Origin of the sequence: Pseudoalteromonas citrea (assembly GCF_000238375.3) — a bacterium.
GTDB classification, from domain to species: Bacteria; Pseudomonadota; Gammaproteobacteria; order Enterobacterales; family Alteromonadaceae; genus Pseudoalteromonas; species Pseudoalteromonas citrea.
On the sequence record NZ_AHBZ03000021.1, the window covers coordinates 104546 to 129601 of the forward strand.

Consider the following 25056-nt stretch of genomic DNA (forward strand, 5'->3'; position numbering starts at 1 on the left):
TGTAATTTTATCTCACAGTTAGGAAGATATTTTATCTCTTCCTAACCGCTTTGAGCGGTACATTAACTCATCGACCGCTTTAATGATGTTTTCTTTGGAATGTTCGGCACTGCTTGCGACACCAGCACTGAATGTAACCGCTTCACTGTCATGAGATAGCTGCTCTTTAAGCACAGTTTGTAGCAGAGATAACCGTTGGGTTAACTGAGTAACATCCATAAATTGGCATACTACGACGAACTCTTCACCGCCATAGCGACACACAACGTCAGCATCACCTCTAAAATGCGATTTTAAATGCTGACTGAACCGAATCAAAATTTCATCACCCACATCGTGACCAGACACATCATTGATCCGCTTAAAGTAATCTAAATCGAGCATTGCCAGGGTGTAAGATTGTTTTTTTTGCGATAACTTGTCTATATGTTCTTGAAAATAACGACGATTAAATAATTCCGTGAGCGGATCTTTATAAGCAAAGTTACGATTAACCAAACTCGCCTTTCTCTGCAAGTATGCGAAAAGTCCGATACTTAAACAGCTAAGTAATGCAATGAATATATAAGCCCGGCTAAGCTGCTCTTCCTTTTCTAACTCAGCTAAATTCGCCGCCTGCGCTTTGAGTTTTTCATCAGTCAAAGCTAAATTCAGTTTATGCTGCTCTGCTTCAAAAAAGCTCTGTGCCTCCTGCTCTAAGACTTCTTTGGTCGCTAATTCATTCTCTTCTAAAAGGCGAATATAGCGTTTTAACACGTCGATACTATTTTCATAATCTTGCTGTAACTCTAGCACTTGTGCTTTTAGTTTAAGTGTTCTTCGCATATAGCGGTTGTTTAACGGACTTTGGTAGTTATCCAAGATCACAAGAGATTCTTGTAAATGAGTTTGAGCTTGCGGGTATTTTGCCATGGCTGACAACGCCTTTGCCAAGTTATTTCGTAGCACAATAAGGTGGGCGGGATTTACAATAGCGATATATTCGAGTTTTTTTGCGTGTTCAAAATACCTAACCGCATTCTCGTACTCGTTCAATAATAAAGAGACCTTCCCGAGCCCCGCATATGCCCAAAAATGATAACGAGGTAATTTGTACTGTTTTGCACTGGAAAGCATTTCTTGATAACAGGCTCGTGCTTTTTCTACTAATTTAGAGCGTAGTAGTGCCATACATAAATTGTATTTTATCGGTAAGCCATCCAAAATATTTTGCGATTGTACTGCTAATGAATTCGCCTGTGTAGCGAACTCGATGGCTTTTCGATGATACTTGAGCGTTGAATAATAGGCAGTTAACCCATCTAATACAGCCAGCTTACTTACATCGCTAATGTCATTACGCATAATATAAGCATGTGCAGCCTGCACTGACTTAAGAGCTTCACTATACTCCTCGCGCCAAATTGCAACAATTGCTTCCATCGCTTGCACACGCACTAACATTGAAGAATCTTTAAGATGAGTAAATGATCTTCTCGCTTGTTTTACCAAGCGTTTTGCATCATCTAAGTGACCTTGCTCTATTGCAAAGAAACTGCGATATAGATACCAATAGCCAGCACCCCAAGTAAGTTTTTGAGCCTTAAGCTCAAGATCATAACGAGAAAACTCATTTTTAGAACGTTCTATATGCCCGGCAAAAAAAAGGGCTCTGGCTTTAAGTGCACTTAAAAATAGTTCTGCATCGGCGGAGCTGTCGGCCTGCTCCCATGTATTCGTAAAAGTAAGGTGGTGTTCGGGGGATTTCAGTACTTTTTGTTCTAATGACAAAAACTCCTTAGTGCTGGCATGAACAACGTTATTTAGTATTATCAAAGCACAAACAACTAAAATTGCTAAATTTACTTTTCCCACTTCACTAACTCATCAATTTGTATGAGCTCAATGTAATATTTTGTAAAGTAAATGGCAACAAAAAAGGCCCCATAAGGGACCTTTTTTAAGAAAAAGTGAGGTTATTACCAACCCGCTTTTTCTTTTAGTGCAACACCGATGTCTGCAAGAGAACGTACAGTTTTAACACCAGCCGCTTCTAGTGCTGCAAACTTCTCGTCTGCAGTACCTTTACCGCCAGCGATAATAGCACCTGCGTGACCCATACGCTTACCTTCTGGTGCAGTAACACCAGCAATGTAAGAAACAACAGGTTTAGTCACGTTAGCCTTGATGTATTCTGCAGCTTCTTCTTCTGCAGTACCACCAATTTCACCGATCATTACGATAGCTTCAGTTTGGTCATCTTTTTCGAACAGTTCTAATACGTCGATAAAGTTAGTACCTGGGATTGGATCTCCACCAATACCAACACAAGTAGACTGACCGAAACCAGCATCAGTAGTTTGCTTAACCGCTTCATACGTAAGAGTACCAGAGCGAGAAACAATACCAACTTTACCTGGTTTATGAATGTGACCAGGCATGATACCAATCTTAGTTTCACCCGGCGTGATAACACCTGGGCAGTTAGGACCGATCATGCGAACTCCTGACTGGTCTAGTTTAACTTTAACGTCAACCATATCAAGTGTTGGGATACCTTCAGTGATACATACGATAAGCTCAATACCTGCATCGATAGCTTCTAAGATAGCATCTTTACAAAATGGAGCTGGTACGTAGATAACTGATGCAGTAGCACCAGTTTCTTGAACTGCATCACGAACGGTATTAAATACAGGTAATCCTAGGTGCGTTTGACCGCCTTTACCAGGAGATACACCACCAACCATTTGCGTACCGTACTGAATGGCTTGCTCTGAGTGGAAAGTACCTTGACCACCAGTGAAACCCTGACAAATTACTTTAGTATCTTTATTAATTAATACAGACATTATTTGCCCTCCGCAGCAGCAACAACTTTCTCAGCAGCATCAGTTAGAGATTCTGCAGCGATAATGTCAAGGTCAGAGTTAGCTAGAACTTCACGACCTAGTTCAGCGTTAGTACCTTCTAAACGTACTACTACTGGTACTTCAACGCCAACTTCTTTCACTGCGCCGATGATGCCTTCAGCAATCATGTCACAACGAACGATACCGCCGAAGATATTTACCAATACAGCTTTAACATTGTCATCAGAAAGAATGATCTTAAATGCTTCAGCTACACGCTCTTTAGTTGCACCACCACCAACATCTAGGAAGTTAGCTGGCTTGCCACCATGTAGGTTTACGATGTCCATAGTACCCATCGCTAGGCCTGCACCGTTAACCATACAACCAACGTTGCCGTCTAATGCAACGTAGTTTAATTCAAAGCTAGCAGCGTGCGCTTCACGGGCATCTTCTTGTGATGGATCGTGGAATTCACGGATCTTAGGCTGACGGTATAATGCATTACCATCGATACCGATTTTGCCGTCAAGACAGTGAAGGTTACCTTCATCTGTTACAACTAGAGGGTTGATCTCTAGAAGTGCAAAATCATGATCATTGAACATATTTGCTAGACCCATGAAGATCTTTACAAATTGCTTCATTTGAACTGGGTTTAGACCTAGTTTAAAGCCTAACTCACGACCTTGGTAAGCTTGAGGGCCTACTAATGGATCGATTTCAGCTTTATGAATAAGCTCAGGTGTTTCTTCAGCAACAGTTTCAATTTCAACGCCACCTTCAGTAGATGCCATGAAAACAACTTTACGAGTTGCACGGTCTACAACAGCGCCAAGGTATAATTCGTTTGCGATGTCTGTACAGCTTTCTACTAAAATCTTAGCAACTGGCTGACCTTTTTCGTCTGTTTGATAAGTAACTAAGTTCTTACCTAACCAGTTTTCAGCAAATGCACGGATTTCGTCTTTGCTGTCTGCAAGTTTAACACCACCCGCTTTACCACGGCCACCGGCGTGTACTTGACATTTTACTACCCACTTATCGCCGCCAATCTTAGCAGCTGCTTCTACCGCTTCCTGAGGAGTATCGCATGCGAAACCCTCAGATACTGGTAAACCATAGTCGGCAAACAGTTGTTTTGCCTGATACTCATGCAAATTCATGATGCTTTATCCAATTTCTTGTACTAAAAAAGCTGAATATTTATGCAAATAATCAGCTATCCCAAAATGCGCCCCTAGTATAGATCCCAAGGGTACTTATGAAAACCCTAGTTAGACCAAAGGCGCAAAAAAAAAGCTGTATGGACTAACATACAGCTTAATATCTAATCTACTTGCTTATACATCCAGCAACAGCCGTGTTGGATCTTCAAGAAGCTCTTTAATCGCAACTAAGAAGCCAACTGATTCTTTACCATCGATTAGGCGGTGGTCATAAGACAGCGCTAAATACATCATTGGCAATATTTCAACTTTACCATTCACGGCCATTGGGCGCTCTTGTATTTTGTGCATACCTAAGATTGCAGCTTGCGGAAGGTTTAGAATTGGCGTAGATAACAACGAACCAAATACACCACCGTTGGTAATTGTGAAATTACCACCCGTCATATCAGCCATTGACAACTTGCCGTCTCGACCTTTAATTGCTAAATCGCGAATACCGTTCTCAATACCCGCCATGCTCAACTGGTCTGAATCACGTAATACAGGTGTTACCAGGCCACGTGGTGTAGATACTGCAATCGAGATATCGAAGAAGTTATGATAAACAATATCATCTCCATCAATTGATGCATTGACTGCAGGGTAACGCTTAAGGGCTTCAGTTACCGCTTTTACATAGAAAGACATAAAACCAAGACGCGTGTCATGTGTTTTCTCAAACAAGTCTTTATATTGCTTACGCAGGTCCATGATAGGCTTCATGTTAACTTCATTAAATGTTGTTAACATCGCCGTAGAGTTCTTCGCTTCAAGCAAACGTGTTGCAATTGTTTTACGCAAACGCGTCATTGGTACACGCTTTTGAGTGCGCTCACCTAATGCTGCAACAGGTGCTGGTGCTGCTTGAGCGGCAGCTGGTTTAGCCGCTGGAGCAGATAAGAAAGCATCTACATCTTCTTTAGTAATACGGCCATTTTTACCAGTGCCTTTAATAGCACTAGCATCTAACCCTTTCTCTGCGATCAAGCGACGTACAGAAGGTGTTAATACATCTGAACTTTCATCACTTGATGAATTCGCTTCAGGTGCCGCAGCTGGAGCCGCTGTCGCAGCAGACCCGGCATTAATTTTTCCGATAACTTGTTCGCCAAGTACGGTGTCACCTTCAGCGTGTATATGCTCACCCATTACACCGTCTTCAGGTGCAACAACTTCTAAAACAACTTTATCTGTTTCAATATCTACCAAGTTTTGGTCACGGCTAACCGCTTCACCTGGTTGAACGTGCCAAGTTGCAATTGTAGCATCTGCTACTGACTCTGGAAGTACTGGTACTTTGATATCCACTTCGTTACCTTCTGATGCTGTAGTGGCTGTTGCCGCTGCTGTTTGTTCATTTGATTGCTGGGCTGGCGCACTTGCTGATGCACCGGCTGCACCTATAAGTGCAATAACTTGTTCACCTAGAACTGTCGCGCCGTCAGCTTGTGAAATCTCAACGACTACACCATCTTCTGGAGCAACAACTTCTAATACAACTTTATCTGTTTCAATATCAACGAGGTTTTGATCTCGCGTTACGGTATCACCAACGCTTACATGCCAAGTTGCCACTGTTGCATCTGCAACAGATTCAGGAAGAACAGGAACCTTAATTTCGGTTGTCATCTCTTATCCCTTATTTTTAATTGTTAAAGCGTCAGCAACTAACGCATTTTGTTCTTTTGTATGGGTCGACATATAACCACATGCCGGCGCTGCAGAAGCCTTACGACCTGCATAAGTCAGATTTGCACCTGAAGGAATTGCTTCCCAGAAATGGTGCTGAGAACAATACCAAGCGCCTTGGTTTTGTGGCTCTTCCTGACACCAAACGAAATCGTTAACATGTTGATAGCGAGCCATAACCTCATCCATTTCCTGATGAGGGAACGGATAAAGTTGCTCCACACGCACGATTGCTACGTTATTGAGCTCTAACTTACGACGTTCTTGTAGTAATTCGTAATAAACTTTACCACTACAGAATACAACTCGCTCAACAGCTGCAGTATCAATATCATCAACTTCGTCAATCATATTGTGGAACACACCGTCTGCTAGCTCATCCATCGTTGAAACAGCTAATGGATGACGAAGAAGAGACTTCGGTGTCATTACAATCAACGGACGACGCAGTGGTCGTACAGACTGACGACGTAACATTGCATAAACTTGCGCTGGCGTTGAAGGTACGCACACTTGCATATTGTGATCAGCACACAATTGTAAATAACGCTCTAGGCGCGCAGAACTATGTTCTGGTCCCTGACCTTCATAGCCGTGTGGTAATAACATAGTAAGACCACATAAACGGCCCCACTTTTGCTCACCAGAGCTTAAGAACTGATCGAATACAACCTGTGCACCGTTGGCAAAATCACCAAATTGTGCTTCCCATAAAACAAGAGAAGTCGGTTCTGCTGTTGTATAACCGTATTCAAATGCTAGTACAGCTTCTTCTGAAAGCACAGAGTCATAAACTTCAAAAGAGCCTTGGTCTGCATGAATATTTTGCAGTGGTAAATAAGTGTTACCTTCTGCTTGATCATGAACTACAGCATGGCGGTGGAAGAAAGTGCCTCGGCCTGAGTCTTGGCCCGTCATACGAATATTGACGCCATCATCAACAAGCGTTGCGTAAGCCAACGTTTCTGCCATACCCCAATCTAAAGGCTTTTCACCCGCAGCCATCAATTTACGATCTTCGTAAATCTTTTTCACACGAGACTGTGCTTTATGGTCTTCAGGATAAACTGATACTTTAGCACTCAGCTCTTTTAGTTTTTCAACCGGAACCGTTGGGTCATACGCTACATCCCAATCATGGCCTACAAACTTTGACCAGTCAGATGAATGCTTTGTATCTGGACGAATTTCTTCGACAACACACTCACCATTATCCAAACCATTTCGGTAGTCATTGGCAAGTTGTTTAGCATCTTCAGCGCTTAATACACCTTCACTTGCTAACTTGTCTGCATATAACTGACGTGGCACAGGATGCTTTTTAATCTTTTTGTACATAACTGGCTGTGTCGCACTAGGCTCATCAGCTTCGTTATGTCCATGACGACGATAACAAACAAGATCAATAACAACGTCACGGTGGAACTTGTTGCGGAAATCTAACGCCAATTGAGTGACAAATGTAACTGCTTCAGGATCGTCTGAATTAACGTGGAAAATAGGCGCCTGAACCATCTTAGCAATATCAGTACAGTAATCAGTTGAACGCACATCTTCTTGTTTGCTAGTCGTAAAACCTACTTGGTTATTCACAACAATGCGGATCGTCCCGCCTACACCAAAAGCACGAGTTTGAGACAAGTTAAACGTTTCTTGTACTACACCCTGACCTGCAATTGCAGAATCACCGTGAATGGTTATAGGCAGTGCCTTTGACCCATTTTTACAACCTAGTCGCTCAAGACGTGCACGTACAGAACCCATAACAACTGGGTTAACAATCTCTAAGTGAGATGGGTTAAACGCCAACGCCATATGTACGTCACCGCCTTGCGTTGCAAAGTCAGATGAGAAGCCCATATGATACTTAACGTCGCCAGAACCGGCTAATTCGCCATATTTACCAGCAAACTCGTCAAATAGCTCTTGAGGGTTTTTACCAAGTACGTTTACTAAAACATTTAAACGGCCACGGTGAGCCATACCAATAACGGCTTCTTCTTGACCGCTTTCACCGGCGCGATGAATAAGCTCTTTAAGCATGGGGACTAATGCATCACCACCCTCAAGAGAGAAACGCTTTGCACCAGGGAATTTAGCACCAAGATATTTTTCTAAGCCATCAGCAGCTGTTAGGCCTTTCAAGATGCGTAGTTTTGTTTCTTTGCTAAATTGAGGCTGTGAGAAGGTAGATTCAATGCGTTGTTGTAACCAACGTTTTTCTTCTGTAGAAGTGATATGCATATATTCCGCACCAACTGATCCACAATATGTGGTCTTCAGTGCCGAATATAAGTCTTTCAACTTCATTGTCTCTTTGCCTGATGCAAAAGAGCCAATGTTATATTCTTTTTCTAGGTCCGACTCAGTTAAGTCATGATACTCAAGTTCTAAATCGCGAACTCGTTCTCGCTTCCATAACCCAAGCGGGTCAAGGTTTGCGTTTTGATGCCCTCGAAACCTAAATGCGTTTATGAGTTGTAGCACGCGAACTTGCTTGGCATCAGATGTGCCACTTGCTGCAACAACTACTTCTTTGTGTTTGTTTTTAGCAAGGTCCTTAAACTGGGCCCTTACCTCTGAATGTTTAACATCAACATCCACACCATCAACTTTTGGCAGTTGATCAAACACTTCTCGCCATTCTTCTGGCACTGAAGTCGCATCATCTAGATACGCTTCATAAAGCTCTTCTACATAAGCTACGTTTCCGCCGTACAAATGCGAAGATTCTAGCCATGCCTTCATCACACCTTCGTGCATTTATTAGCCCTTTTCTCTAGCGCAGAAATTTAATTATTAACAAGATGGCATGCTTAGCATGCCATCTGACTGTTTAAATATGTATTAAATCGAACGATTTAACAACATAGATTTTATATGACCAATGGCTTTAGTTGGATTCAAGCCCTTTGGACAAACGCTAACACAGTTCATAATACTGTGACAGCGGAATACACTGAATGCATCGTCAAGATCAGCTAATCGCTCTTCAGTCGCCGTATCACGCGTATCTGCTAAGAAACGGTAAGCATGAAGAAGACCTGCTGGACCTATGAACTTGTCTGGGTTCCACCAGAACGAAGGACATGAAGTCGAACAACACGCACATAAAATACACTCATATAAGCCGTCTAGCTTGTCACGATCTTCCACAGATTGAAGACGCTCTTCGCCACCCGTTGGCTTATCATTGATAAGGAACGGCTTAACTTTCTCATACTGAGTGTAGAATTGGCTCATATCAATTACTAAGTCACGGATAACCGGCAGTCCCGGTAGTGGACGAAGAATGATTTTACCTTTTCCATTTTTCTGTAGTGATGAGATTGGCGTTATACATGCAAGGCCATTTTTGCCGTTCATGTTTACACCATCAGAACCACAAACACCTTCACGGCAAGAACGACGGAAAGAAAGTGTAGGATCTTGCTCTTTTAATAGTAAAAGCGCGTCCAACACCATCATGTCACGACCTTCTTCTACTTCTAGTTTATATTCCTGCATATGTGGTGCGTTGTCCACATCAGGGTTATAACGATAAACAGATAATTCTAAAATTGCCATCGTTTTACTCCTAGTAAGTACGTGCTTTAGGTGGGAATGCTTCACGAGTTTTAGGCGCGTAGTTTACTTCACGCTTACTCATGCTTTCCGTCTCAGGATTAAAGACCGTGTGACACAACCAGTTTTCATCATCGCGATCTGGATAATCAAAACGAGAGTGTGCACCACGACTTTCCGTACGGAAATTAGCAGCAACTGCTGTTGAGTAAGCAGTTTCCATTAAGTTGTCTAGCTCTAAACACTCAATTCTTTGCGTGTTGTATTCAGTAGACTTGTCATCTAAGCGCGCATGCTGTAAACGCTCTCTGATCTCTTTAAGCTGCTGTAAACCTTCAGCCATAGAGTCACCTTCACGGAATACAGAGAAGTTTAATTGCATACATTGCTGTAGATCTTTCTTAATCTGTACAGGATCTTCACCCTGACCTTTGGTAGAGTTTTCCCAGCGGTTATAACGTGCAAATGCAGCATCGATGTTATCGCTTGACGCTTGCTTAGTCACTTCTGCATTCGCCAAGTATTCACCTAAGAAGTTACCCGCAGCACGACCGAATACAACTAGATCAAGCAATGAGTTACCACCTAGACGGTTTGCACCGTGCACAGATACACACGCGATTTCACCAACCGCAAATAAACCTTCAACGAGTTTATTGTTACCCTCAGCATCAACACTCAATACCTGACCGTTAACGTTGGTAGGAACACCACCCATCATATAATGACATGTTGGAATAACAGGGATCGGTTCTTTAGCTGGGTCAACGTGCGCAAACGTTTTAGACAGATCACATACACCCGGTAAACGCTTGTACAGTGTTTCTTCACCTAAGTGATCAAGCTTAAGCTTGATATGCGGACCTAAAGGTCCATCACAGCCGCGCCCTTCACGAATCTCTGTCATCATAGAACGCGCAACAACGTCACGAGACGCAAGATCTTTGGCGTTAGGTGCATAACGTTCCATGAAACGTTCGCCATCCTTATTTAAAAGATAACCACCTTCACCACGACACCCTTCAGTTACAAGTGTACCCGCACCTGCAATACCTGTTGGGTGGAACTGCCACATTTCCATGTCTTGCATGGCAATACCAGCACGAGATGCCATACCTACACCGTCACCAGTATTGATATGAGCATTAGTGGTAGAGGCATAAATTCGTCCTGCACCACCCGTTGCTAGCACAACAGCTTTAGACTTAAAGAAAGTTATTTCTCCAGTCTCAATTTCAATTGCAGTACAACCAACAACGTCACCGTTGTCATTCTTCACGATATCAAGTGCATACCATTCAGAAAAAACGTTCGTTTTATTTTTAACGTTTTGTTGGTAAAGCAAGTGTAATAATGCATGACCTGTTCGGTCAGCCGCCGCAGCAGTACGAGCAGCTTGCTCACCACCAAAGTTTTTAGACTGGCCACCAAAAGGACGCTGATATACGCGACCATTTTCAAAACGAGAAAATGGCAAACCCATATTTTCAAGTTCAGTAATAGCTTCTGGACCAGTTTGACACATATACTCGATTGCATCTTGGTCACCGATAAAGTCAGACCCTTTGACCGTATCGTACATGTGCCATTCCCAGTTATCTTCATGTGAGTTACCTAGCGCGACAGTAATACCGCCTTGCGCTGAAACCGTATGAGAACGTGTTGGGAAAACTTTCGAAATCAATGCACAAGTTTTGCCTGATTCAGAAATTGCAAGCGCTGCACGCATACCAGCACCACCGGCACCGACTACAACAGCGTCAAATTCACGTACATGATATTTCACTTAAACACCCCACAAAACAAACAGGCCTATTGCTACGTAAGCAAGCGCCATAAGGTTTAACACGAAGCCAAGTACCGAACGTAATGTCGTACACTTTACATAATCCGTTAAAACTTGCCATAAGCCGATAGTTGTATGCACCATAATGCACACAAGCGTCACCAAGGTCGCCGCTTTAACAGCTAAGTTCGAAAACAAACCTTGCCAAGCTTCGAATGTTAGTTCTGGTGTTAGAAGTAAATAACCAACGATAAACACAGCATATGCTGCAATGATTAACGCGGTTGTACGTAGCGAAACGTAATCTTGTACGCCATCGCGTTTCAGAGTTGCTTGATTTAAGACCATATCCACACTCCTGCTAATACAGCTACAATTACAGAAATTGCAATCGCAATATTAGCGCTACTGTTACCTGACTCTAACTCTTCCCAATGACCCATATCTTGGATCAAATGACGGATACCAACAATTAGGTGATATGCCAACACAGAAAGCGTGCCCCACGCGATGAATTTTGCAATAAAGCCGTTAAACAGCTCTTTTACTAATTCAAAACCTTCAGGAGAAGAAAGAGACTCAGACCATGCCCAAAGTACAAACGTTAAAGCGAAGAATAAAGCCACACCTGTTACACGGTGTAGAATTGACGCTTTAGCCGTTGCTGGCATCGATATAGTCGTAAGATCTAGATTTACAGGTCTTTGCTTTTTCACAGTTACTTGCCCATCTTGCCCACAAAGGAGCTCATCTACTTTGTTTTTATAAAATCCACTTGCACGACATGCGCAAATGGCACACTCTAGGTATACCTTCTTTTTGAACAAACCGATCTCAATATGTTCTGTTTGTTGTAAAAAAAGGTTTACCCACAGACGATACGGTGTAAAACCTATCACAGTATATAAGGCCATGCGCGCTTTTACAATTCTTGTTTAGATTGAGACGCTTGCGAATTAGCCAATGGTATAATATTTAAACTGCACAGAATATTTATTATACATCTTTGCATAATTCCTAGAAAAATTGACTTTATACCCTAGTTTTACGTTAAAATGATCTGAATTTGCTTAACATTAGTATCACAACATAACAATCAGAATTGTTATTCCATAGGAGATAAATAGATGGCAGATAAAAAAGCCACAGTCCATATTGATGGTCACGACCCAATAGAGCTACCAATCTACTCAGGTACCGCTGGTCAAGATGTAATTGATGTTCGTACTTTAGGGGCTCATGGCCACTTCACATATGACCCAGGTTTTATGTCTACCGGTTCTTGTGAATCATCTATTACCTACATCGACGGTGGTAAAGGTATACTTTTACATCGCGGTTATCCGATTGAGCAGTTAGCTGAGCATTCAAACTACATCGAATTATGTTATTTACTATTAAACGGTGAGTTACCAACAGCTGAACAACATGCTGAATTTGCAGATGAAATCACTCGTAACACCATGATGCACGAGAAGATTGCAGCATTCTTCCAAGGCTTCCGTGTAGATTCACATCCAATGGCTATGCTATGTGGCGTAGTTGGTGCTTTATCGTCTTTTTACCATGACGATTTAGATATTTCAGACGCTAACCAACGTCAACGCAGTGCGGTGAAATTGGTCGCAAAGCTTCCGACAATCGCGGCAATGGCTTACAAATATAATGTTGGCCAACCGTTTGTGTACCCGCGTAACGATCTAAGCTACGCTGAAAACTTCTTACACATGATGTTCTCAGTACCGGCTGAAGATTACACAGTAAACCCAGTTGTTGCTAAAGCAATGGACCGTATCTTTATGCTTCACGCAGACCACGAGCAGAACGCTTCAACGTCTACAGTACGATTAGCTGGTTCATCAGGTGCAAACCCATATGCATGTATTGCTGCTGGTATTGCCTCTCTTTGGGGACCTGCTCACGGTGGTGCAAACGAAGCGTGCCTTAACATGCTTGAAGAAATCGGCTCATTAGACCGGATTGACGAGTACGTAGCGAAAGCAAAAGATAAGAGCGACCCATTCCGTCTTATGGGCTTCGGGCATCGTGTATACAAAAACTTTGACCCTCGCGCGACTGTAATGCGTCAAACTTGTCACGAAGTTTTAAAAGAGCTTAACATTCAAGATCCACTGTTAGACGTTGCAATGCGCCTAGAGCAAATCGCCCTTGAAGACCCATATTTCATCGAGAAAAAGCTTTATCCGAATGTTGATTTCTATTCAGGTATCATCTTGAAAGCTATCGGTATTCCAACAAGTATGTTCACAGTTATCTTTGCTATGTCTCGTACCGTTGGTTGGATCTCTCACTGGGATGAGATGTTATCTCAGGCAGGCCACAAAATTGGTCGCCCTCGTCAACTTTACACAGGCTACGCTCAGCGTGACTATGCAGATGCGGCGAAAAGATAAACTTTATCTTTGTTAAAAAGGCCGCCTATGCGGCCTTTTTTTATTGCATCTGATACAAATCAAATTACAATTCTCTTCGTTATATTCATCGGAAAATACTACAAATGAACAACATTGCTGAGCTTCGTCATGATTTCCCTTTACTCACTCGAGCAGTAGGAGATCAGCCTTTAATCTACTTAGATTCTGGTGCTACCAGTCAAAAGCCTCAGTGCGTTATCGATGAAATAAATGACTTTTATAGCAAAAACAACTCAAACGTACACAGAGGTTTACACTCCCTCAGCGAAAGTGCTACTTCTAAATATGAGCAAGTTAGAGATAAATTAGCAAAATACTTAGCGGTTTCATCGCAAGAAATCGTATGGACAAGTGGTGCAACAGAAAGCCTTAATATAATCGCTTCGGGGATCACTCAAAGTCTAAGTTCGAATGATATTATCCTCATTAGCGCATTAGAACATCATGCTAATATTGTTCCTTGGCAACAAGCTGCTCAACTAAGTGGTGCATCTATTCATATTATGCCAATAGATAAATATGGCGTACTTGATCTTCCAAATGCATTAGACATGATCACCCGCCTAAAGCCCGCAGTAGTTGCATGCACTCATGCATCTAATACATTAGGTAATATCACAGATATAAAACGTATTATTGGCACCGCAAATCAAGTCAACGCCACTACCGTAATTGACGGGACTCAAGCATTAATGCATCTAAGGCCAAATCTATCTGAGTTAAAATGTGACTTTTATGTTGGCTCTGCTCATAAAGCGCTAGGCCCTACAGGCTTAGGGTTCTTATTTGGTAAATATGACAAACTAAATGCGCTGCCAGTATTTAAAACCGGTGGAGAAATGATAGATACGGTCAGTTTCTCAAAGACCACTTATCGTAATGCCCCCGCTAAATTTGAGCCAGGAACACCTAATATCTCCGGAGTTCTAGGCTTTGGCGCCGCATTAGATTATTTGAATGCCATTGATATTGCACGCCTGAAAGAGTACGAACAAACGTTATTCAAATACTGCTTAAGTCAACTACAAGAGATTCCGGGCATTATCATATATGGCGATATGCAGTATAATATCGGCACTATAAGCTTTAATTATCGTGAAGAACATCACTACGATATAGCCACATTATTAAATAGCTATGGTGTAGCACTGCGAAGTGGCCACCATTGCACACAGCCACTAATTTCTGAACTTGGGATCCAAGGTACTTTGAGAGTAAGTCTGGCTTTTTATAACTCTCACGCAGACATCGACACATTTATTACAGCGTTAAAAAACAGCATTGAACTAATTGAAGGTTAAACATTGAATTATCAAGAAATACGCGAAAAAATCACTAGCACTTCTAGCTGGCAGCAAAGTTATAGGGAGATCATGCTCCTTGCGAAATCACTTCCTAGCCTTCCTGATTGCTTAAAAACAGATGAAGCTTTAATTAGAGGCTGTGAAAGCAAAGTTTGGTTGCATATAGACTTAGATGAAAGTCAGCACAATCTAGTATTGGTTGGCGATTCAGACACTCGTATCGTAAAAGGGTTGTTTGCCATAGTTTTAAGTATGTACAGCGGTTTAACACCAGCACAAGCAAAAGAAATTGACGCCTATGCTGAATTTGAAACTCTAGGGTTAATAAAGCACCTAAGTCCATCTCGTGGCAATGGAGTTCGCGCAATCGTAGACACTATCCAAGACAAACTTTCTCAGTGGTAACCACTGAGAAAGTAACTCTCTAACTGCTTTGCGTTTTTTCTTTCTTTTGTAAATATTTTTTAATGGCTTTTGAAGCCGCAAAAAAACCAAATGTCCCTGTCACCATTGTTGCAGACCCAAAGCCTGTGGCGCAATCCATATTTTTTGACCCATCGGCTTGCTGCTTAGCCTGGCATACTTCTCCATTAGCAGTAGGATACACAAGCTGCTCTGTCGAATATACACAATCAACACCAAATTTACGCTTTGGATTTGACGTGAAATTGTAGTTTTTGCGTAAGATATACCGTACTTTAGCCAGTAAAGGATCTTGAGTGGTTTTCGCCACATCGCCATATAAAATTTGGCTTGGATCAGTTTGACCACCAGCTCCACCTGTAGTAATAACCGGTATTTTCCGGCGTTTGCAATGGGCGATTAGTGCTGATTTTTCTTTAACTGCATCAATACAATCAATGACATAATCATAGTCGACAATATGCTCTGCTATGTTTTCCAAGGTCAGAAAATCATCAATCAGGTTCACTTTACAATTCGGATTAATATCCTGTAAACGCGACTGCATTGCTTCTATTTTCTGTTCACCCACCGTACTCGTCAGCGCGTGGATTTGACGGTTGATATTAGTGACACAGATATCATCTAAATCAACTAGTGTGATATGGCCAACCCCAGTACGAGCCAGCGCTTCAGCAGCCCAACTCCCCACACCACCAATACCTACCACACAAAAGTGTGCTTGTTGTAGCCAATCCAGTTGCTGCTCGCCATATAGACGCGAAATTCCACCAAACCTTAATTGCGCTTGTTGTTCCATCATACTACCACTCTAACGACCAAGGGTTTTTCCATTTAATGAAAACCTCATGATTAATTAATTTCAAAAACTGTTTGCCTTCACTGGGCATAGCCTGATATTGATATATTTTACCATGCCACTGAAAGCGCAGTGCATAAGCATGCAAATAGACACGATCTGCGACCTCACTTCCGTATAACTCATCACCATAAATTGGTGCTGAAATGCTCTTCATTGCCACTCTGAGTTGGTGTGTTTTTCCAGTAAATGGTTTTAAAATAGCACCTCGAATGCCCGCTTCAATACTCGCTGTATAAAAGCGTGTTATTGCAGGGTTATCTTGTGATTTAAGTAATTTATGAGCACCTCTGCGCGCTTTAGACATATCACCTTTGATCCAGCCTTGTTTTTTATTTGGCTTATTAGCAATGAGGGCTAAATACACTTTGTCTATGGCTCTGTTAGTAAATAGCTCGCTAAATCGGTTGGCAGCAGCACTCGATTTAGCAAAAATTAATAGCCCTGACGTTACCTTATCTAAACGGTGCACTGAAAAAAGCTTTATCTGTAGTTGAGCTTCTAATTGTACAACGAAGCCAGCACCACTTTCGCTGTGAAAGCTCATTCCCGCAGGCTTCAGTGCGACAATGAAATCACTCTCATCAGCGATTATTTCAAACTTTGCCATTTACCAACTCAACAACTCGCGCTAAGTCTTCTGGTGTATCTACGCCTGCATACACGGGCTTTACAGCCTTTGATATTTTGATCTGGTGACCATGATACAACACGCGTAATTGCTCAAGTGACTCTTGAACTTCAAGTGGTGATACAGCCAGCGATAAATACTCTTTAATAAACCCCGCTCTGTAAGCATAAATGCCAACATGGCGCTGAAAGTTATCTACAGGAATTGCTTCTTTATCTAACGCTAGCATACTGCTACGTTGAAAAGGGATGGGGGAGCGAGAAAAGTACAATGCATTATCATGAACGTCGCTCACCACTTTTACGGCGTTAGGGTTTAGTACTTCTTCTACATCTTCAACATCAACACTGAGTGTCGCCATCGGCGCATTGGAGGTTGTTAATAAACTTGCCACCTGATTTATATTCTCAGCGTCTAACAAGGGTTCATCACCTTGTACATTCACAACGATTGTGTCAGGGTCTAGTTTGAGTGTTTCAACAACTTCAGCTAACCTTTCAGTGCCTGACTGGTGATCTTCTCTCGTCATTAACACCTTATCAGTAAAACCTCGAACCGCGTCAAAGACTAGTTCATGATCTGTGGCAATGTAAACGGCACTAGCATCAGAGCGACAAGCCTGCTCAAAAACATGTTGGATCATTGGCTTGCCACAAATATCTGCAAGTGGCTTCCCTGGTAAGCGACTCGATGCATAGCGCGCAGGAATAACGACTACGAATGCCACTTTTCAACCTCTTCTAAACTTAATTCTCGTGCTTCGTTCTCTAACAAAACCGGAATATCATCTCTGATTGGATACGCCAATTTAGATGCAGTACTAATTAGCTCACTGTGCTCTTTGTCATATTGCAACTTACCCTTGCACACAGGACAGGCTAAAATTTCTAATAACTTTTTATCAAAGGCCATGATGGATCTCTTTATTCTTTAAAATTTCTAATAACTGTTTAACTAACATCTTACTCGGTTGCGCTTCAACTTTTAAGTAATACCAGTTCTCTTGCGCAAAACTTTGGCATTTTACCGCGTCTTTTTCGGTCATAAATATTGCTATATCACCAAACTGACTAAAGTCCGACTTTATATACGCATGATGGTCGCGAAAATGCGCAGTATCGTGGATAGCAATACCTTCTTCTTGCAGTGATTTTTCAAAACGCTGAGGATTCCCTATTGCGCTAACCGCGATGCCATTATTAGGATAATCGTCACTTTTTAGACCCGTTAATACACTGTAAACACCTGCACTTTCTAACGCATAACTAATGTCTTCCGCCCCCCCATTTTCAACCACAAGATCAACACTGCGCAACCGACTAGGTAATTCTCTTAATGGTCCCGCGGGAAGTAAACACCCATTACCAAAGCGGCGCTTGTTATCAACAATGCACAACTCGATTTCACGGGGCATTTTATAGTGCTGAAGCCCATCGTCAGAAACAATTAAATCTATCTTATAGTTTGTTTTTAAATAATTACAGCTAGCTTCCCGATCAGGGCCAATCACCACAGGGCAACCAAGACGAGAGTGCAATAAATATGGTTCATCACCGGCCTGCTCTACCGAGCTTCTACTCGTTACCTCAAATGGATAAGTGGGTGCTTTGGAGCCATACCCTCGGCTGATCACGGCAACTTTAATCCCTCGCTCCTGTAAGAACTCAACTAACCACAAAGCAAAAGGCGTTTTTCCATTACCGCCAATACTAATATTTCCCACAACAATAATCGGTGTGTGTGCTTTAAATTGCTTTAAAATTCCTAATGAAAATAGCGCACGCCGAACAGTCGAAATACCCCAAAAGATTAAGCTTAAGGGCAATAATAAATACGTTATGATTGACTTAGATCGATACCAAGTTTTCTCTATATTTTTCAAAACTTACTCACCGTATTGCATTTTACATAAAGCAGCATAAACCCCTTGCTGGGCTAATAAGTTTTGATGAGTCCCTTGCTCCACAATTTCACCTTGCTCCACAACATAAATTTTATCTGATTTTTCAATCGTTGAAAGTCGGTGCGCTATTACAATGGAAGTTTTATTTTGCATTAAGGTATCCAGCGCGTCTTGTATTAATCTCTCAGACTCAGTATCAAGCGCTGACGTTGCCTCATCTAAAATTAGGATTGGTGCATCTTTCACTATCGCTCGCGCAATCGCCAACCGCTGCCGCTGACCGCCTGAAAGCATCACCCCATTCTCTCCCACCATTGTATCCAACCCTTCAGGGAGATCTTTAATAAACTCCCAAACATGGGCTTGCTGTGCAACAGACTTTAACTCTTCATAAGATAGAGGCGTTTCAAGCCCATACATGATGTTATTCGCGATGGTATCGTTGAACAATACAACTTGCTGAGATACGACAGCAAACTGTCTCCTTAAATCCTGCAAAGAAAGCGATCTAATTTCTATACCATCAAGTTCAATTGAACCTTGTTCAATATCATAGTATCGGGGTAGTAAATTCGATAACGTAGACTTCCCTGAACCAGAACGTCCTACTAAAGCAATGCTTTCTCCCGCGTTGACTGTCAGGTTCAGTGATTTTATCACCGGAGTTTCTTTCGTTGGATAGCAAAAGGTTACGTTTTTTACCTCTAACTTCCCCTTGGCTTTACCAAGCGACATCGAACCAGTATCTTTTTCTATGTCTGTGTCTAATATCTCAAAGATACTTTGCGCTGCAGAAATTCCACGTTGTAAATCACTATTCACATTAGCTAGTTGCTTTAACGGCCTTAACATCATCATCATTGACGTTAGTAATGACACAAATGCACCCGCAGTGATGGTATCAATCATCGACGGCATCGCAATAATTGCTAAAATTAACGCCATCGCACTCGCAGCTAATATTTGAATCACAGAAACGCTTAGTGCGCGTGTAGCATCCATTTTGACTCGTTGCTGTCTGTTTTTGTTATTCACAATTGAGAATTTATCAATTTCTCGTTTTTGCCCTCCAAAACCATGAATAACCTTATGACCCGCTAACATTTGCTCTGAGCCACGAGTTACTTCCCCCATCGCATCTTGAATATTTTTTGATATTTTGCGAAAGCGCTTAGAAACAAGCGTCACGATGAGCGCGACTAATGGAATAATGATCAGAAAGATAGATGACAATTGCCAACTTGAGCGAAACATAACGACAAGTAAAAAAATAACAAATGCACCTTCGCGGATCATAACTTGCAGTGCTCGAGTTATTGCTTGCTGTACCTGCTCTGTATCAAAAGTTATCTTTGATATTAGCTCCCCATTCGAATGCTGATCATGGAATGAAACAGGTAAATACAACATATGTTCATATAACTCTTGCCTAAGCTGCCTAACTACTTGAGAACCCACATAAGTAAGGCAATACGATGCCATATAATTAAATACGCCCCGGCCTATTACCAAGGCGATAACGACAATTGGCGCCCAAGACAATACTTCAACGTTCCTGTCACTTAAGCCATCATCTATAAAGGGTTGCATTAATCGTACAAATAGCGCATCCATTGCGGCATATCCAAGCATTCCTATCACAGCACACACAGCAACAGTTCGATACTTAAATGTATAAGACAGCAAACGTTTGTAAATTTGCTTCGCGCTCATTTGCATATATTTCTTCCAATCTTTTTCTACAAAACAAGGTATTGTACTTGTCATACCAATAAAACAAAATGCCCAACTTAAATTATTCGTCGATGTATCCCAAATTCAAGAGAGGATCACCTAAAAAACCAAAAACCTTTACTAACTCGCGCTTTAATAATCATCAACTCATTATCGAATACCCTGATTTTGATATGACCACTAACTGCCGTGTCTAACTGGTTAATACCTAAATCCCTATACCTTGTCACAACCTCTGGATGCGGAAGTCGCCATGGCGAATAATAGCTGCGCGAATAAATAACATGTTCAGGATTTACTGCCCGAATAAACTCTTCTGACGAGGACGTTTTGCTACCATGATGAGGTGCAAGCAAAATAGTACTTCGAAGTTGACCAACCGGATAGTGCTTTAATAAGCTTAATTCAGCTCGACGCTCTATATCCCCTGGTAACAAAAAAGAAAACGTACCGTCGCTCACTTTAACAACACAGGAGTTATTATTTTTTGAACCTAAGTCAAACTTTGGCCATATTGTTTCTACTGACAGGCTATTTAGCTTTACTGATTTCAATGCACAATGAGTATGGGTATGGCCATTATGGAACTCAGCTAAAGATGAAAAACGATCGAATGTATATAACTCGTCTACCCCCCCAATATGATCGTTATCCTGATGGCTTAAAATTGTATGCGTCAACTCTATGCCATTTTCTTGGATATATGGCTGAACAACATGCTCAAAAATAGCATATTTGTCGAAATACTTTGCACCTAAATCATACAGTAGAGCCTTACCTCCGCTCGTAATTAATACCGAAGTACCATGCCCTACATCGAATACATCTATCTCCCAACGAGGTTGGACAACGGTTAATCTATGAATACCGTATAAAACTACCGGCCACCACATCAACTTCCGAATAGGTGCAACCAAAAAGAAAATAAATACGCTATAGATGAATAACAGAGTAATTAGGTCTATTTTTCCTGAGTTCCACCAGCCATTTGACCCGGTTACGTCGATTGCACTTTGTAACAACCAACTGAATACACTGTCGAAGCCCTCTAAGACTTTATTTATATTGACTAAACTGGCGAGGAAAACACCAAAAAGCATAAACGGAAAAATTACAAAGCTGAGCAATGGTATTGCTACTAAATTAGTGAATAGCCCTGCAAGGCTAAGGCCATTGAAAATATAAATACTAAGCGGGCCAAGCAAAACTCCAATGTAGCACTGTACTTTAATAAGCTGGATAAGCCAGCTCATGCGTTTGACAGTCGCAGCTCTTTTTTGTACGACAACCATGAAAATAGCGCAAACAGCAATGAATGAGAAATACCACCCAACATTCAACAATACAAAAGGGTCTATAAACAAAGTGGCACTTGCAGCTAGCAGCAGTAATCTAGGCTTATTCATATCCTTTTTGATAAAATAAACCAGTGTGCCTAATAAAAGCATAGAATAGGCTCTAATGGCGGATACACTCATTCCACTCAAATAGACATAAATAAACGCAATAATTAACCCAAAAAGCACATAGAAAATTCGCAAGTGATAACGTTGCGCATTGTGGCCTTTCATAAGCGTCAAGGCTAGCCAACAAATTAGTTTACCGACCCAAAACGTTATCATAAAAACAATGCCTATATGCAGACCTGAAATCGCCATTAAATGGCTAAGCCCAAGCGTTCGCATTACTTCTCGTTCGTCATGCTCAATCTTACTTTTATCACCAGTAAGCAAGGTATAATAAAACCAATTTAGCTCTAAAAAACCAAACGTCTGCCATACAAAGCGTTTATATCGATGATATAAGTTTTCTTCCTCTGCTGCCAAAACGTGAAATTGGCTAATTCGTCCTTTAAATAAGATTTGGTTTTTAAAGGCATACAATTCGCTATCGAATCCGGATAAATTCTTCCGCCCTCGAAACAGCCTTAGTTTTGCAACTCCTCGTAGTTCCATATCTGAACTAATTTTTAAGTGTGTATTTTTGATAGCTAAGTTAGCAAGGGGTTGAACAATCGGCCCATAATGTGTACCGCCTACTTGAGACAGACGTACCTGAATATAATTTGTAGGTTGTTCTCCGAAGACCCGATGTACTTTTCCTACAATGGGTATCTCATCCTGAAACATGATGTTTTCAGTATTAAATGTATAAATCAGGCTGTGATGAGCAATAACATTAAAAATAGCCAAAATAAACCCTAACAATACAGGCAGAAACCGCTTAAAATAACGGGACAAAATCGTGAGGAAGACAATACAGCTATAAAACTGCCATGTTTTGTATAAAAATACGGTGATGATACAGCCGAATAGAAATCCCCAACACATAAAAATTGAAGTATACGGTTGCTTGCTATGGCTAAAAAAACGATTCAACGCTTTTTACCTGATCACAATAAAATAAAAGAACAAAAATCCTTGAAGATTTTTGGCCGTTGGTTACATGATGCTAACCTTTGGCATTTAAATCGCCGTTCTGCACGAGGTGCTTTTTCGGTGGGTTTATTTTTCGCATTCATCCCTGTTCCTTTTCAAATGATACTGGCAGCAGCATTCGCAATTCCATTTCGCGTAAACTTGCCTCTGTCCGTTGCTTTAGTCTGGTTAACGAACCCGTTAACTATGCCTCCTATATTTTATTGTTCATACATTGTTGGGGTTTTTGCTCTCGGCCAAGAAACTCAGCCATTTCACTTTGAAGCAAGCTGGGAGTGGTTAGTCCAAAGCATCGCAACAATTGGCCCTGCTTTCATGGTTGGCTCGCTGATCTGTGCTTCAGTTGCAGCGATAATCGGCTACTTCAGTATAGACTATTTATGGCGTCGCTCTGTAAATAAAGCTTGGGCTGCGCGCAATAGATAATTAGTATTTTAGACGAGACAACAAAAAAGGCCCATAGGGCCTTTTTTCTTTGAATAACTGACTAAGCTAACTTCAATTTTTTACGTCTTAACCAAACAAGCGGCATAGCTAGTAAACTAGATAAATACAGTGCACCCGATTGACGCTCATATGTTTCAGCCTCAGGCGGTGCACAATTTTCTACCTCACCACTAATCGGCGTTAATAACACAGGCACAGTAACCGACTCGTACTCAACTTCACCTTTACTATCGGTTTCAATCTCACCAAGCCTATTGCGACGCTCTACCGTTTTCACAGCAATCGCATAAATATTATTAGCATCTGTTATTTTAATCGCCTCAGCTATAGTATAAGGGTATGCGTCACCATTAGTATCTTTACAAGGCAACAGCGAATTAATATTAACAACGCTTTCGTCACCTAATTTATATATAAAGCCTTCTCTGCGGCGATTAGTCCCACTTTTTTCAACTTCACCTTGACCAACAACATAACCCGTATTATTTATGTCATTAATAGCGGTCTCTGAGCCCGTAAAGTAAGTTGGAATATCATTAATTTTCTGGGTCGTCATGTCATAGTAAAAACCAACAGTATCGAATGGTGATCCTTGGCTCGACTTGGCTCGATACCCTACAATCACGTTACTATTATTTACATCAACAGCTTTACCCGTTTTATACCACTCATCCTTTTCAGAGATATCCGTAAATTGACCGTTCTGAAAATATCCAGGAACAACCAATGAGTTTATCTTGTCATCATATCTCGCTATCGAGTAACCCACCGTGATACCGGCGTTATTCGTCGCCATAGCAACACTATAAATGTTACTCTCTTCATCGTCCCTTCGAACTGCACCTACCCCAATTTCTTCTGCACTAGTAACAACAAAGTTATCATCTAGTGTCCACTGATAAGCACGAAGGTCATAAAAAGATGACGAACCATTTAAGTTTGTGGCTCTTCTCTCTTCCGCCCACACACAGGCTTGTATAGGGGTTGTTTCGCCTTTGCATCTATCATTAAAATCATCTTGACGACGCTGGATAATTCCTACACTTGCATAACCCACTACATGATAACGACCATCTGCCATACGTTTAATGTCAGTAGCAATACTAGCGCCACCATGCTCGGTGAACGAAGGCTCTAACGTGATTTTTTCACCTGATGGCGTGATTACTATGCCACGCGTACCCCAATCTCTTACAAAAAAGGTATCTTCCTCAGTTTCATCTTTTGGCGTAAACTGAGTTTTAGAAAAAGGTGCTGAACCCCAGCCAACAACCACACCGTCATCACTAATTGCTGTTAAATAATTTCGAACAGAACGGGTTAACGAATTATAATTCGGACTTTGAACGTCAAATAAAACTTGCTCATCAGCAAACTCTGCACCAAACGATATGCCTATACGATCTTCAAGTTTTTGATATTCAGATGACCCACTCAAACTACTTAAAAAACCAATCATAAACACATTAGCGTCTGCATTAGTTGCGGTAGCGCCATTTTGAACATCTTCTAGTGTAAATGTGATTGTTTCATCAATTAACTCATATCTTCGCTTTTCGGCGTCATAAGCATTTTTAATGTTTGAATCATCAAAATCGATGTAACTTACGTCGATGGGTAAATTATAGGTAGTGGACGCAGTCCCGATAACCTGGCCATTTTCATTCGCATCTGAAACGATCGTGTTAGCCGCACCATTATACCTTGGTAACTCTGTAAGTTGATATGTGGCCGCCAAAGCTTGGCCACTTAAGCCAGCAAAAATGCCCGCTGCGATTAAAGTGTGCTTCATTTTATTCCT

General features: G+C 41.5%; 21 protein-coding genes. 4 read left to right on the forward strand and 17 right to left on the reverse strand.

Features of this window, described 5'->3' with window-relative positions; genetic code table 11:
- Positions 1-18: 18 nt before the first annotated feature.
- The 9 genes from PCIT_RS12370 to sdhC all read right to left on the reverse strand — a co-directional run bounded on the left by PCIT_RS12370 (position 19) and on the right by sdhC (position 11797).
- Positions 19-1770, reverse strand: coding sequence for a GGDEF domain-containing protein (locus PCIT_RS12370; protein WP_040696592.1), 1752 nt, complete (start codon positions 1768-1770; stop codon positions 19-21).
- A gap of 188 nt (positions 1771-1958) precedes the next feature.
- Entirely contained in the window at positions 1959-2831 is an 873-nt protein-coding gene (gene sucD / locus PCIT_RS12375; RefSeq protein WP_010363905.1) for a succinate--CoA ligase subunit alpha, read from the reverse strand.
- Entirely contained in the window at positions 2831-3997 is a 1167-nt protein-coding gene (gene sucC / locus PCIT_RS12380; protein WP_010363906.1) for an ADP-forming succinate--CoA ligase subunit beta, read from the reverse strand. Before sucC ends, sucD begins: the two co-directional genes overlap by 1 nt.
- Positions 3998-4174: 177 nt before the next feature.
- Positions 4175-5671, reverse strand: coding sequence for a 2-oxoglutarate dehydrogenase complex dihydrolipoyllysine-residue succinyltransferase (gene odhB / locus PCIT_RS12385; protein ID WP_010363909.1), 1497 nt, complete (start codon positions 5669-5671; stop codon positions 4175-4177).
- Positions 5672-5674: 3 nt separating this feature from the next.
- Positions 5675-8494 carry a 2-oxoglutarate dehydrogenase E1 component gene (gene sucA / locus PCIT_RS12390; protein ID WP_010363910.1) on the reverse strand — a complete coding sequence of 940 codons (2820 nt, stop codon included), beginning with the start codon at positions 8492-8494 and terminating at the stop codon, positions 5675-5677.
- Positions 8495-8578: 84 nt separating this feature from the next.
- Entirely contained in the window at positions 8579-9298 is a 720-nt protein-coding gene (locus PCIT_RS12395; RefSeq protein WP_010363912.1) for a succinate dehydrogenase iron-sulfur subunit, read from the reverse strand.
- 10 nt (positions 9299-9308) lie between these two features.
- On the reverse strand, positions 9309-11081 hold the full coding sequence (sdhA, locus tag PCIT_RS12400) for a succinate dehydrogenase flavoprotein subunit (protein ID WP_010363914.1): 1773 nt from the start codon (positions 11079-11081) through the stop codon (positions 9309-9311).
- Positions 11082-11429, reverse strand: a complete 348-nt coding sequence (gene sdhD, locus PCIT_RS12405) for a succinate dehydrogenase, hydrophobic membrane anchor protein (RefSeq protein ID WP_010363915.1) — start codon at positions 11427-11429, stop codon at positions 11082-11084.
- Positions 11420-11797 carry a succinate dehydrogenase, cytochrome b556 subunit gene (gene sdhC / locus PCIT_RS12410; RefSeq protein WP_052023287.1) on the reverse strand — a complete coding sequence of 126 codons (378 nt, stop codon included), beginning with the start codon at positions 11795-11797 and terminating at the stop codon, positions 11420-11422. Before sdhC ends, sdhD begins: the two co-directional genes overlap by 10 nt.
- 411 nt (positions 11798-12208) lie before the next feature.
- Here sdhC and PCIT_RS12415 point away from each other — a divergent pair, with 411 nt between their 5' ends.
- The 3 genes from PCIT_RS12415 to PCIT_RS12425 all read left to right on the forward strand — a co-directional run bounded on the left by PCIT_RS12415 (position 12209) and on the right by PCIT_RS12425 (position 15225).
- Positions 12209-13495: a citrate synthase gene (locus tag PCIT_RS12415; protein ID WP_010363918.1), complete on the forward strand. Its 1287-nt coding sequence runs from the start codon at positions 12209-12211 to the stop codon at positions 13493-13495.
- 104 nt (positions 13496-13599) lie between these two features.
- Positions 13600-14817, forward strand: coding sequence for an aminotransferase class V-fold PLP-dependent enzyme (locus PCIT_RS12420; RefSeq protein WP_010363919.1), 1218 nt, complete (start codon positions 13600-13602; stop codon positions 14815-14817).
- Between the two features lie 3 nt (positions 14818-14820).
- Positions 14821-15225: a SufE family protein gene (locus PCIT_RS12425; RefSeq protein ID WP_040696598.1), complete on the forward strand. Its 405-nt coding sequence runs from the start codon at positions 14821-14823 to the stop codon at positions 15223-15225.
- Positions 15226-15244: 19 nt separating this feature from the next.
- Here PCIT_RS12425 and tcdA read toward each other — a convergent pair whose 3' ends face one another.
- The 7 genes from tcdA to PCIT_RS12460 all read right to left on the reverse strand — a co-directional run bounded on the left by tcdA (position 15245) and on the right by PCIT_RS12460 (position 22562).
- Positions 15245-16045 carry a tRNA cyclic N6-threonylcarbamoyladenosine(37) synthase TcdA gene (tcdA, locus tag PCIT_RS12430; RefSeq protein WP_040696600.1) on the reverse strand — a complete coding sequence of 267 codons (801 nt, stop codon included), beginning with the start codon at positions 16043-16045 and terminating at the stop codon, positions 15245-15247.
- 1 nt (position 16046) lies between these two features.
- On the reverse strand, positions 16047-16712 hold the full coding sequence (locus tag PCIT_RS12435) for a TIGR01621 family pseudouridine synthase (RefSeq protein ID WP_010363922.1): 666 nt from the start codon (positions 16710-16712) through the stop codon (positions 16047-16049).
- On the reverse strand, positions 16699-17460 hold the full coding sequence (kdsB, locus tag PCIT_RS12440; RefSeq protein ID WP_010363923.1) for a 3-deoxy-manno-octulosonate cytidylyltransferase: 762 nt from the start codon (positions 17458-17460) through the stop codon (positions 16699-16701). Before kdsB ends, PCIT_RS12435 begins: the two co-directional genes overlap by 14 nt.
- Entirely contained in the window at positions 17448-17645 is a 198-nt protein-coding gene (locus PCIT_RS12445) for a Trm112 family protein (protein WP_010363924.1), read from the reverse strand. Before PCIT_RS12445 ends, kdsB begins: the two co-directional genes overlap by 13 nt.
- Positions 17635-18615: a tetraacyldisaccharide 4'-kinase gene (gene lpxK / locus PCIT_RS12450; RefSeq protein ID WP_010363925.1), complete on the reverse strand. Its 981-nt coding sequence runs from the start codon at positions 18613-18615 to the stop codon at positions 17635-17637. Before lpxK ends, PCIT_RS12445 begins: the two co-directional genes overlap by 11 nt.
- A gap of 3 nt (positions 18616-18618) precedes the next feature.
- The gene (gene msbA, locus PCIT_RS12455) at positions 18619-20355 is read right to left on the reverse strand and encodes a lipid A export permease/ATP-binding protein MsbA (RefSeq protein WP_010363927.1); all 1737 of its coding nucleotides are present in this window, start codon (positions 20353-20355) and stop codon (positions 18619-18621) included.
- Positions 20356-20465: 110 nt separating this feature from the next.
- On the reverse strand, positions 20466-22562 hold the full coding sequence (locus PCIT_RS12460) for a DNA internalization-related competence protein ComEC/Rec2 (protein WP_010363928.1): 2097 nt from the start codon (positions 22560-22562) through the stop codon (positions 20466-20468).
- A gap of 165 nt (positions 22563-22727) precedes the next feature.
- Here PCIT_RS12460 and PCIT_RS12465 point away from each other — a divergent pair, with 165 nt between their 5' ends.
- Positions 22728-23234: a DUF2062 domain-containing protein gene (locus PCIT_RS12465; protein WP_010363929.1), complete on the forward strand. Its 507-nt coding sequence runs from the start codon at positions 22728-22730 to the stop codon at positions 23232-23234.
- Between the two features lie 61 nt (positions 23235-23295).
- Here the strand turns inward: PCIT_RS12465 and PCIT_RS12470 are convergent, their stop codons facing one another.
- Complete coding sequence (locus tag PCIT_RS12470) at positions 23296-25047, reverse strand: DUF3466 family protein (RefSeq protein WP_010363930.1); 1752 nt, start codon at positions 25045-25047, stop codon at positions 23296-23298.
- Positions 25048-25056 lie beyond the last annotated feature (9 nt).